This is a genomic window from Acinetobacter sp. SH024, assembly GCF_000163635.1.
Lineage (GTDB): Bacteria > Pseudomonadota > Gammaproteobacteria > Pseudomonadales > Moraxellaceae > Acinetobacter > Acinetobacter pittii.
Genome location: NZ_GG753601.1, coordinates 376,385 through 388,364, shown reverse-complemented (window position 1 = coordinate 388,364; position 11,980 = coordinate 376,385). Strand labels below are relative to the sequence as shown.

Below are 11,980 nucleotides of genomic sequence, written 5' to 3'. Positions count from 1 at the left end.
GTAAAAAGATGCCCAAACCAATAGTCGATGTCGCTATAGCAATCTTGATCCATCGTGGAAAAATATTAGTTGGATGGCGCGAAGAGCAGCAACATCAAGGTGGAAAGCATGAGTTCCCTGGTGGAAAGGTTGAGCAGGGTGAAACACCAGAAGAAGCCTGCCGCCGTGAAATCTATGAAGAAGTGGGTATTGGTTTAAAAGATTGGCATCAGTTTGATTATATTCACCATGAATATGATGACATTATTGTCAACCTTCATTTGTTCCATAGTTATGTACCTGATGAGTTATTAAATCTTATTCACCAGCCATGGGCATGGTACACACGTGATCAGCTACTTCATTTAAACTTCCCTAAAGCCAATAAAAACATCATAAAACGACTCTATTGGCCTCATCTCATCAAAATTAGCAATACGCTCTCAACGGTAGAAAGTAATGATGCTTTATTGTATTGGCGTATCGAAGAATTTGAGCCGCAGTATATAGAGCAACTAACTGCTTTAGATGAAGGGCAACGATCAAATTTAATTATAAATGTAGATATTTGGCGGCAATTAAGTCCTGAATTACAAAAACAAATAAAGGCCGTTCATTTAAAACAATCCCAGCTCATGAATTTGCATAAAGGTGATTTAACAGTGGGCGTTCGTTATATTGCTGCTTGTCATGATGCTGTTTCTTTAAAGCAAGCTCAGCAGATTGGTTGCGATGCTGTTTTTATTAGTCCTGTAAAATCAACAACGACTCATCCAGAAGCTGTGGCATTGGGTTGGGAACGTTTTAGTGATCTGGCTCAAAATAGCCAGATTCCAGTTTTCGCATTAGGAGGAGTGCACCCGGATGATTTAGCCACTGCACAGCAGCATGGTGCATATGGCTTAGCAGGTATTCGTAATTTCTAATGAGAAAATAAAAAAGCGTTAAAAGCTAAAGGGCTTTTAATGCTTGTTGTGCTTCTTGAACAGTTTTTTGATTGTTGCGTTGTTGCCCAGCTTTTAAGATAACCAACCAAAGCTGCTTTTTCATTGGCTGACTTTGGGCAAAACTCAAACCACGTCTTGCTAAAGACTCAGCATTAGAATATTGCTGTTTATGATTTGCCGTAAGTGCAAGAAATAAATAAGTCTCAGCGGCCTGTGGTGCTAAACGCTGTGCTTGAAGTGCATAGCGCTCTGCCTCTGACCATTGCTGATTTTTATAAGCCTGCTGTGTTTTTTGCATTAAAACTTTAAATGCAGGTAACTGGCTACCATCATCACTAAAATGTTGTGGTTTTTTCTGTTGAGGAACAATCACCTGTAAATTTTTACGTTGAATTTCTGGGTGATCATAAGGCGTAATTTTTACACCTGATGGAGTTTCCGTCTTTTTGACTGGAGGAGTAGGTGTTTTCTCTTTGGAGTCAGAATGATCGGGCAGAGTTGTACAGCCGACCATAAGAACAGCACCAATATAAAAAACACCTTTCTTTAACATATCCTAATTTCCTGTTAACGCTTAGTTGTTATAACTACCACTTGAAATTACTCGTGAGTTGTTTGACAGATCTTGTTCCATCTGGTTTTCACTTTCACGAATATAACTGTCGGTATTATCATCCTGAGAGTCAGGAATTGTGTTATCACTTTGTGGCGTATATGTTGGATCAACTTGATAATAAGGTGCTCCACATGGCGTAGCACGGTGCGGAACCGTATGCGTTAGCATCGGAATATACATTGCACCATCACATGCCTGAGCAGATAAATCACCCGTTGCACGGTCAATCCACTGCCACTGTACAGTGTCTGGTTGACGTAGATTTACAGGCGTTTGACGTAATTGTTTCATCACATTAATCCATACTGGTAATGCACCAGATGAACCTGTTAATCCAGTCACTTTGTTGTCATCTAAACCTAACCACACTACAGCAACGTGGTTACCTGAGTAACCCGCAAACCATGAGTCACGTGTATCGTTAGTCGTACCTGATTTACCCGCCAATTTTAAAGCTGGAGACAAGCTATTATAAGCTGCGCGACCAGTACCCGAAGACATGACCTGTTGTAGACCATAATTCATAATATAGCCAACAGATGGATCAATCGTTTGTTGAACATTCAGGCCATAACGGTCAAGTAGGCGACCATTCGCATCTACGACAGATCGGATCGCACGAGTTGGATATTTAAAACCACCTGTAGCAAAGTTTTCATAGATTCCGAGCACTTCCATTGGTGACATATTGACTGCCCCAAGGAAAATAGAAGGGTAGGCAGGAATCGTTGATTCAACACCAAACTTTCTTAGATTATTGGTAAATGTTGATAAACCAAACTCTTGACCTAAACGTACAGCAGAAAGGTTATATGAGTTTGCTAATGCTTCGCTCAGACTTACTACACCATGTCCACCACCACTATAGTTTTTAGGTGTCCAGCTTTTACCGCCATCTACAGGAACACTGATTGGAGCATCTTCAATTTGGCTTGCCCAGTTATAACGTCCAGATTCAATCGCACTTAAATAAATGACAGGTTTCAATAAAGAACCGACTTGGCGTTTTGCATCTAAAGCACGGTTAAAACCAGTAAAGTCTTGTGTAGAGCCAACTGCTGCAACAAGCTCACCATTTTCAGGATGTGCAATCAGTACAGCACCTTGTAGGTTTTTCAAACGTGCTGGGTTGCTGTTTGCTAAGCGGTCTACTGAAGCTTTAAACGCATTTTGAACTTGAGTTTGAGTAATTGGATCTAAGGTCGTAAAAATACGTAAGCCCTGATTCGTTAAATCACTTTCTTGATATTCTGTACGCAATTGACGACGCACAATATCTAAAAAGTCTGGGAATTTTGCAGGCCCTAAACTTGGTTTACTTAATACATTTAAAGGACGTGCAATTTCATCTTCATATTCTGCTTGAGTTAAATAACCCATTACACGCATGTTATTTAACACGGTATCGCGGCGTTTTTTTGCACCTTCAGGATTTTTCCAAGGATTATATAAAGAAGGGCCTTGCACTAAACCAACTAAATAAGCTTGCTGTGCAACGCTAAGTTCACGTAACGGTAAACCAAAATAAAATTGAGAAGCCAAACCATAGCCATTAATTGAGTAGCTACCATTTTGGCCTAGATTCACTTCATTTAAGTAGGCTTCTAAAATTTCATCTTTGCTGTAATGCAGCTCAATGAGTAAAGCCATTAATGCTTCATTAACTTTACGTTTTAATGTGCGTTCAGGTGTGAGATAGAAGTTTTTAACCAATTGCTGAGTCAGGGTTGAACCACCTTGACGTTTACCACCTGTGATATTACTCACTAATGCACGGGCAGTACCACGAATTGAAATACCGTGATGATGATAGAAATTACGGTCTTCTGTTGAAATTAAAGCTTCAATAAGTGGTTTAGGGACATTATTCAGTTTAATCAGAACACGGTCTTCATTATGTTGAGGGTAGATCCCTCCAATCAGAAGTGGCTCTAGTCGCGCAACACCCGTTGAAGAAGGTTTTGTACTTCGAACTTCAGCAACTTGGTCATTTGCAAAACTTAACTCTAGTACTTGTTCAGGTTCAACACTGTCGCCGTAATCAAAACCACGCGTGTGGATATACATATTGCTACCCTGAGCAACATAGGTTCCAGACTTGTCATAATTACTTGAAGTTTTGTAACCCAAGAGTTTTAATTCTTGAGTGAAATTTGCTTGGGTAATAGGTGCGTTATTATAAATTTCCAAAGGACGTGCAAACACTTTGGCGGGAATATCCCACCGTTGTCCTTCAAATTTTTCACGGATAATATTATCTAAACGAATCAGATAGATACTAAGAGCAATAAAAGCACCAATGACCAAAATGGAAAAGATTAGTGCAAAGAAACCGATACCACGTTCAAACTTCATAAAAATGAGATAAAACCCTAACAATGCCTGTAATGATGCGATAGCTTGTCATCAATTTGCAATGATAAAACTGTGAATAATTGGAAAACTTAGATTGAATTTTACAGCATCTTGTTGTTATGTTTTTTTAAATTAATCAGGTTAATGTTATTATAGCCAAGTATCGCAGCGGAGCTTACTCATTCGTGCAAATTTCACATAAGTCCTTCAGAAACGTCGGGTTAATCGGTCGACCAGATAAATCATCAGTTGTAGAAACGCTATGTTTAATTCATGATCATTTGTTGAACCTAGGCTTAAACCCCATTTTTGATCAGGAAACTGCTGAATTAGTGCCTTATGATCATGCACAAATTGTAAGTCGTCATTTATTGGGTGAAGTTGCTGATTTAGTCATAGTTGTTGGAGGCGACGGTTCTTTACTCCACGCTGCTAGAGCTTTAGTTCGCTACAATACGCCTGTTATTGGTATTAACCGCGGGCGGTTAGGTTTTTTAACTGATATCAAACCTTCAGAAGCCATTTTCAAACTTGACCAAGTACTTCAAGGGCATTTCCAGCTTGACCGTCGTTTCTTGCTTGAAATGGAAGTACGAACAAATGGTGAAGTCATTTATGACGCGATTGCCTTAAATGATGTGGTTTTGCACTCGGGTAAATCGGTACACATGATTGACTTTGAACTTAATATTGATGGTCAATATGTTTACCGCCAACATAGTGATGGTTTAATTGTTTCGACGCCAACTGGATCAACGGCTTATGCATTGTCAGGTGGTGGCCCAATTTTACATCCAAGTATGGATGCTATTGCATTAGTTCCAATGCATCCCCATACATTGTCATCACGTCCCATCGTAGTCGGTGGTCAAAGCGAAATTAAAATCGTTATTCGCGAAAATCGGGTGTTACCAATGGTGAGTGCAGATGGACAACATAGTGTCTCGCTCAATGTTGGAGACAGTTTACACATCCGTAAACACCCATTTAAACTAAGTTTATTGCATCCACCAGGTTATGATTTCTATATGGCCTGCCGTACCAAACTTGGTTGGAACCAAGATTTTGAATCTTTTCAAAGAGATGAATCATGAATATTGAACAAATGCTATCTGTTTTAAACCCTGAAATTGTAGAGCGTTTAAAAACAGCAGTAGAAATTGGTAAATGGCCAAATGGCGTTGTTTTAACGAAAGAGCAGCGTGAAACTTGTATGCAAGCTGTAATCGCTTGGGAGTTGAAGAACTTACCAGAAGATCAGCGTAGCGGTTATATTGACCGTGGTACAAAAGAAGAAGGTGAAGAGTGTGATGATGATCATCACAAGCATGAACCAGAGTTTAAACCGATTCGTTTTGTTTAAAACTTAATAAGACAGAAAAATTATTTTTGGTTATTCCATAGAGCCTTATATAGCATGTTTTTCATAAGTTATAGCATATAGGCTTTTATTACTTTTGAAGGATCAAAAGTAACCAAAAATCCTCTGTATCACTGACGATACTTCCTGTATCGCAGTGATAAGGTCGACATCCATGTCGACCTTCACTATAGCATTTGTTAACTACGAATTAAGATTGCTTAAATTTCGTGTATCCCATAATACTTTTGCTTTTTGCATCGCTTCTTCAAAATTAGCAACAACGCCCATCGTATATAGCGCGATTCCAATGGTTTCTGTTACGGCCATTTCTCCATATTCATGGTGCTGTTGACCAAGCCATACTGCTTTAAACGTTGCTAAATCTAATTCTTCTTCAATTGGGCTTCGTTCAGGTGTGAGCTTTGGCAACTCATGTTCATAGAGCTCACCATTTTTAATACCACAAATGAGTGTTTTGGCATCTGGGTTTCTTTCAAATTCACCACCTTCGCCTTTAATAACGGCACTATTTTGATAGCCTAAGCGTAATGCGCTATGTTGGTGGGAAGTTCTGTAAGCAGGGTGGAATATTGCTTGTAAGGTAGCCTTAGCGTTAAAAGGATTAATTAAACGGGCCAAAGTATGAATAGGCGAACGCAATCCCATGACATTTCTTAGAGATATCAATTCGCTTAAAACTGGTGAAATCACGTCTAGCGGTAAGTAAGCAAAATTTTGTTCTGCTAATTGCGTACGAACTTCTTGTTCAGAATGGCAAATTTGATAACCAAGATATTCTAAAACTTGCTCTGTATAAACACGGTTAAGCGTATGACCTGATGCACCATGCATAACAATTTTATGGCCATGCTGAGCAAGTGTAAGAGCGGCTAACAAAAACCATGGATAGTGTTTTCGCTTACCTGCATAAGATGACCAATCTAAATCAACATCTAAAGGTTCAAAATGAAGCTGATCTTTAGTCGCTTGCACAAACCCTGCAAGTTCATCAATCGATTCTTCTTTAACCCGAAGCAGCATTAGAAATGCACCTAGCTGCACATCTAACACTTCGCCTTTTAAAATCATGGTAAATGCTTGATAGGCTTCTTCATAACTTAAAGAGCGAGATCCGGTTTTCCCCTTACCTAAAATACGGACATATTGAGCAAAGGGATGTTCAGCATCTTTATAGATATTACGTTTAGTATTCATCGTAGTTCAAAACAATAAAAATGATGGGATGTAGGCAGCTCAAAATGAAATGTCCACAAGTATTTAATCAATATGACATAAAAAGCTGCTGAAAAAATATCAAAAGTGTTTCTTATACTAAAGTCTTAAGGCTACCTGAGTGTTTTTTATGCGTATTAGCTAAAAAATTAACCGAATCGTTATTTAATTCGAGTACACTTTCCCGTGCTTTTTTGAGCACTCATATCATAATTTTATGTGATTCTCCTATATCTTCAGCTTTTTATTGAAAAAGTAAGAGGTTATTTCTAGCTACTCAAAGTGGTTAGAAACTTCAGGTATTCTCCTGTTTTAGAAAACATTGATTTTGTTTTCATTGAGGTAGTAGGAAGGTTTTTTGTTCACAAAAAACCATTTCCCTTTTGCGGTGTTAATGTGAAAGGTTAGGGCTGTGTATTCGTAAAGAATAGACGTTTCATTTTGGTATTTCCAACGGACTTGGAAATATAGATTGAAGTAAAGTTATGGCTAAAAAACCGATTTATAAATCACTTTATTTTCAGGTGATTATTGCGATTATTGCGGGTATCTTGGTAGGGCATTTTTCCCCAAGCTCAACGCAAATTGTCAATGGTGTCGAACAGCATATTCCGGGGTTAGGTGAAAAACTCAAGCCATTAGGTGATGCCTTTATTCGTTTGATCAAGATGATCATTGCTCCAGTTATTTTCTGTACCGTGGTAAGCGGTATTGCTGGCATGGAAAGCATGAAGTCAGTCGGAAAAACTGGCGGCGTTGCGTTGTTATACTTTGAAATCGTTTCAACAATTGCACTTCTAATTGGCCTTGTTGTAATTAACATTGCTAAACCGGGTGTAGGGATGAATGTTGACCCTACCACTCTCGATACTTCGGGCATTCAAAAATACGTCAGTTCTGGTGAGTCACAATCTACCATTGATTTCTTAATGCACATCATCCCTGATACGGTGGTTGGTGCATTTGCAAATGGTGAAATCTTACAAGTCCTTCTTTTTGCAATTCTCTTTGGTTTTGCTTTACATAAGTTAGGTGATGCAGGACGTCCAGTTTTAAAATTTATTGATCAAGTTGCACATGTGTTCTTTAACATTGTGAATATGGTCATGAAATTGGCTCCGATTGGTGCATTCGGTGCAATGGCATTCACTATCGGTAAATATGGCGTTGGTTCACTCGTACAATTAGGGCAGCTCATTATTTGCTTCTATATTACGTGCTTACTCTTTATCTTCTTAATTTTGGGTACAATCAGCCGTATTAGTGGATTCAGTATTCTTAAGATGATTCGCCTGATTCGTGAAGAGTTATTAATTGTACTTGGTACATCTTCTTCTGAATCTGTTTTGCCTCGCATGTTACGTAAACTTGAAATTGCAGGTTGTGAAAAATCTGTAGTTGGTTTGGTTATTCCAACAGGTTATTCATTTAACCTCGATGGTACGTCAATTTATTTGACTATGGCTGCAATCTTTATTGCTCAGGCAACAAATACACAGCTTGATATTCAACATCAGATTACTTTGTTGTTGGTACTCTTAATTTCATCTAAGGGTGCTGCGGGTGTAACAGGCTCTGGCTTTATTGTTATGGCTGCAACTTTATCTGCTGTAGGACATATTCCAGTGGCAGGTCTGGCATTGATTTTAGGTATTGACCGTTTCATGTCAGAAGCCCGTGCATTAACTAACCTTGTTGGTAACTCATTAGCAACGATTGTTGTTGCAAAATGGGTCGGTGCTTTAGATAAAGATAAGCTAAATGATGCTTTAAATAATCCAGATGAAGTCGACAGAAAAATGATGGAGCAAAAAACTCCTCAAGTCGCTGAAGGTTTAGATTAATTCAAATAAACCTATATAAAAGAGGAAGCTTTGGCTTCCTTTTTTATTGGCTGACTGAAAAGTACAGTTTTAATGAGCAGCTATGTCATGACAGTAGCTTAAAAAATGATTAGCATGCACAACAATCAGATTAGATAAAACAATAAAGCCGAAGGAAAATATTATGTTGGCATACGATGCAGATTTAGAATTATTCCGTGATAATTTTAAACGTTTTATGAATGAGCATATTGCACCGCAATACGACCAATGGGAACGCGAAGGAATTATGCCTCGCTCTGTCTGGAATCAACTGGGCGAAAATGGCTTTTTGTGTGTGGATGTTCCAGAAGAATACGGTGGTTACGGCGTACCAACCTATTATTCATTAATGTTGGTTGAAGAATCGGCACGTGCTGGTTTTTGTGCATTATCAACAGCGATTTCTTGCCACTCTGAAATTGCTGCACCATATATTTTACACATCGGGACAGAAGAGCAAAAACAATATTGGTTGCCGAAAATGGTAACAGGTGAAGTGGTTGGTGCAATTGGTATGACTGAACCTGGAGCGGGTTCGGATTTACAATCAATGCGTACTAGCGCCATTTTGCAAGATGACCATTATTTATTAAATGGCTCAAAAACCTTTATTTCAAATGGACAACATGCTGATCTTGTGGTGCTTGCAGTAAAAACTGATCCTCAAGCGCGTGCAAAAGGCGTGTCATTATTATTGGCAGATACGCATCTAGAAGGCTTTAAAAAAGGCACAAATTTAGACAAAATCGGTCTGCATTCTCAAGACACATCTGAGCTATTTTTTGACAATGTTAAAGTTCCTAAAAACCAGTTACTCGGTCAAGCTGGACAAGGCTTTGCTTATTTAATGCAAGAGTTACCGCGAGAACGTACAGCTATTGCATCTACCGCAATTGGCGCTATTCGTGGTGCAATTGATTTGGCAACTGCTTATGTAAAAGAGCGTCATGCATTTGGTCAACCCATTTCACAGTTCCAAAATACGCGTTTTGTTTTAGCACAAGCAAAAATTGATGAGCTTGCTACAGCTGCTTTCTATGAGAGAAATGTTGCTCTATATCAAGAAGGCAAGCTAGATGTGGAAACTGCGGCAGCGCTTAAAAGCTTCAGCACTGACATGCAAATGAAAGTCGCAGATAACTTGCTGCAACTCTTTGGCGGTTATGGTTATATGACTGAATATCCAATTTCACGTTTCTTTGTAGATGCTCGTATTCAACGTATTTACGGTGGTACAAATGAAATTATGAAAGAAATCGTGGCGCGTGGATTAATCGGTAAAGCTTAATAATAGCTTCAAAAAAGCCTACCTTTGAGTAGGCTTTTTTATTATTTAGCTGTTTTCTGCGATGGTTCATCGAATAAAGATTTACAGCTTTCTAAATTTTGACATGAAGCAAACATAAGTGCTTTAGGCAAGCTCGCATACAAATTTGTAATGTGTTGTTCAGCAGGGTTATAAAAATGCCAATAACTAAATTGGTTTGAACGTTTATTTTCTAAAGCTTTAAAGAAATCTGCTTCATTTAATTTATTGTTAAGTTGAGTGCGAGGGCCACCTTGCTCATGTGTACCGACTGTGGTCATGAGTAAAGGGGAATGATTTGGTTTCTGACTTTGCCAATGATTTAACTGCTGAAATAACATGCCTTGGTCAAACCAGAGAGAAGGGCTTGCAGCAAAGTAACGCTGAAATGCATTTGGCTTTTGAAAAAAATGATAAAGCACAAATAAACCTCCAAAAGAATGTCCATAAAGACTTTGCTGTTGGCTATTAATCGGAAATTGTTTTGCAATTGTAGGCTTGAGTTCGCTATTTAAAAAAGCAATAAACTGATCAGCACCCCCATATTTATATTTACCTTGTGCTTGAAATTGGGCAGAAGGTTTTGGAGTGTAATCATAAGCACGCTTTTGCACATCAAAGGTTTTTTGCTGAGGGTAACCAACCGCTACTATCATGAGTGGATCTAGTCCTAATTTGGTAGAACCAGCGCCAATCGACTGAGCAATATTGGCAGCACTTGGAAATGTAGCATTTCCATCTAATATATAAAGTACTGGATACCCATGTTGGGGCGGGGCGACAGGTGGTTTATAAATTTGAATAAGATAATCATGGCCTGTATTTTTAGATTTAATTTGAAATTGTGCCTGATTATTTTGAAAAAAGATTTTTGGTTGATTTTGTATAGGCGTTTGGGCGAGGGCAGAACAGCTTATTAAAGTATTTAATAAAAAACTAGTAGATAAAAGGAAAAATGATCTTTGCATAATGGGCGATAATAAAATTTATTATACAAATAATAAATGAAAATCATTATCAAATAAAGTAATCAAGAAATGGAAGTAAAAAGGTTAATGAAAAAAGCTCTTACAGCTATATTGCCTAACAAATCAAAGCAGACTATTGTTATACTCTCGTTTAAAAGATGATTTTACTGAGGCTGCATTCTAATGATCAACGATGATCAAAACAAAACGACTTCTCTTAGTTTAGAACAAATTCGTGAAGATATTGATAGTGTAGATCAACAGATTCAAGAATTATTAAATCGCCGCGCAAGCCTTGCTGAAGCTGTTGCTAAAGCTAAATTTGCTTCCGAAGAGAATCCTTTGTTTTATCGTCCTGAACGTGAAGCGCAGGTCTTACGTAAAGTTATGGAGCGTAACCAAGGTCCTTTGTCTGATGTCACCATGGCGCGTTTGTTCCGTGAAATTATGTCTGCTTGCCTTGCTTTAGAAGCGCCACAAAGTATTGCATTTTTAGGACCAGAAGGTACTTTTACTCAATCTGCTGTGCTTAAGCATTTTGGTAAAGATGCAGTTGTTCGTCCACTACCAACAATTGATGAAGTGTTCCGTGAAGTGGAAGCGGGTAGCGCACATTACGGTGTAGTTCCGGTTGAAAATTCATCTGAAGGTATTGTGAACCATACTTTAGACTGCTTTAAAACATCGAATTTAAATGTAATTGGTGAAGTTGAATTGCGTATTCATCATCAATTCCTAGTATCTGAAAATACACGTAAAGACAGTATTAAACAGATTTATGCTCATCAGCAAACTTTGGCTCAATGCCGTCAGTGGTTAGACGCACATTATCCGGGTGTTGAACGTGTTGCTTTAAACTCAAATGCGGAAGCTGCACGCCGTATTCGCAACGAATGGCACTCAGCAGCAATTGCATCTGATATTGCAGCAGGTATGTATAACCTTGAAATTTTACATAGCAATATTGAAGATAATCCGGAAAATACCACTCGTTTCTTAGTCATTGGCCGTGAAAAAATTCCACAAAGTGGCAATGACAAAACTTCATTATTAATTTCAGCACATGACCGTGCTGGTGCTTTATTAGAAATTTTAGCGCCGTTTGCAAAACATAATATTAGCTTAACAAGTATTGAGACCCGTCCAGCATTACCTGAAAAATGGGCATATGTATTCTTTATCGATTTAGAAGGCCATATCGATCAAGAAAATGTTGCTGCTGCAATCAATGATATTCGTCCAATGGTGAAAGAGCTTCGTATTTTAGGTTCATATCCTGCTGCCGTTCTCTAATTACTCATGTTGGAATAATGACATGCATCAAGATGGTCATGTCATTATGCTTAAA

At 38.4% G+C, this 11,980-nt stretch carries 10 protein-coding genes; 6 read left to right on the top strand and 4 right to left on the bottom strand.

Going from position 1 to position 11,980, the window contains the following annotated elements:
- Positions 1 to 8 precede the first annotated feature (8 nt).
- A complete protein-coding gene (locus HMPREF0013_RS14465) occupies positions 9 to 905 on the top strand; it encodes an NUDIX domain-containing protein (RefSeq protein WP_002118224.1) in 897 nt (298 codons plus the stop codon).
- A 25-nt stretch (positions 906 to 930) separates the two neighbouring features.
- On the opposite strand, the gene HMPREF0013_RS14460 is transcribed toward HMPREF0013_RS14465, so the two are convergent.
- Together HMPREF0013_RS14460 and mrcB are read right to left on the bottom strand one after the other, a co-directional pair.
- Positions 931 to 1,479 carry a tetratricopeptide repeat protein gene (locus HMPREF0013_RS14460; protein ID WP_002118198.1) on the bottom strand — a complete coding sequence of 183 codons (549 nt, stop codon included), beginning with the start codon at positions 1,477 to 1,479 and terminating at the stop codon, positions 931 to 933.
- A gap of 21 nt (positions 1,480 to 1,500) precedes the next feature.
- Positions 1,501 to 3,897 carry a penicillin-binding protein 1B gene (gene mrcB, locus HMPREF0013_RS14455; RefSeq protein WP_005803647.1) on the bottom strand — a complete coding sequence of 799 codons (2,397 nt, stop codon included), beginning with the start codon at positions 3,895 to 3,897 and terminating at the stop codon, positions 1,501 to 1,503.
- A gap of 185 nt (positions 3,898 to 4,082) precedes the next feature.
- Between mrcB and HMPREF0013_RS14450 the strand changes: the two genes are divergently transcribed.
- Entirely contained in the window at positions 4,083 to 4,991 is a 909-nt protein-coding gene (locus HMPREF0013_RS14450; protein WP_005073476.1) for an NAD(+) kinase, read from the top strand.
- Positions 4,988 to 5,260: a YeaC family protein gene (locus HMPREF0013_RS14445; protein WP_002118245.1), complete on the top strand. Its 273-nt coding sequence runs from the start codon at positions 4,988 to 4,990 to the stop codon at positions 5,258 to 5,260. The genes HMPREF0013_RS14450 and HMPREF0013_RS14445 overlap by 4 nt, the downstream gene beginning before the upstream one ends.
- 201 nt (positions 5,261 to 5,461) lie before the next feature.
- Here HMPREF0013_RS14445 and HMPREF0013_RS14440 read toward each other — a convergent pair whose 3' ends face one another.
- On the bottom strand, positions 5,462 to 6,475 hold the full coding sequence (locus HMPREF0013_RS14440) for a glycosyl transferase family protein (RefSeq protein ID WP_002118138.1): 1,014 nt from the start codon (positions 6,473 to 6,475) through the stop codon (positions 5,462 to 5,464).
- 503 nt (positions 6,476 to 6,978) lie between these two features.
- Here HMPREF0013_RS14440 and HMPREF0013_RS14435 point away from each other — a divergent pair.
- Both HMPREF0013_RS14435 and HMPREF0013_RS14430 read left to right on the top strand, forming a co-directional pair.
- Entirely contained in the window at positions 6,979 to 8,337 is a 1,359-nt protein-coding gene (locus HMPREF0013_RS14435; protein ID WP_002118145.1) for a dicarboxylate/amino acid:cation symporter, read from the top strand.
- Positions 8,338 to 8,500: 163 nt separating this feature from the next.
- Complete coding sequence (locus HMPREF0013_RS14430; RefSeq protein ID WP_002118240.1) at positions 8,501 to 9,646, top strand: acyl-CoA dehydrogenase family protein; 1,146 nt, start codon at positions 8,501 to 8,503, stop codon at positions 9,644 to 9,646.
- A 41-nt stretch (positions 9,647 to 9,687) separates the two neighbouring features.
- On the opposite strand, the gene HMPREF0013_RS14425 is transcribed toward HMPREF0013_RS14430, so the two are convergent.
- Positions 9,688 to 10,632: an alpha/beta hydrolase gene (locus tag HMPREF0013_RS14425; protein ID WP_005803643.1), complete on the bottom strand. Its 945-nt coding sequence runs from the start codon at positions 10,630 to 10,632 to the stop codon at positions 9,688 to 9,690.
- 183 nt (positions 10,633 to 10,815) lie between these two features.
- Between HMPREF0013_RS14425 and pheA the strand changes: the two genes are divergently transcribed.
- Positions 10,816 to 11,925, top strand: coding sequence for a prephenate dehydratase (gene pheA / locus HMPREF0013_RS14420; RefSeq protein ID WP_002049199.1), 1,110 nt, complete (start codon positions 10,816 to 10,818; stop codon positions 11,923 to 11,925).
- The last annotated feature ends 55 nt before the right edge of the window (positions 11,926 to 11,980 follow it).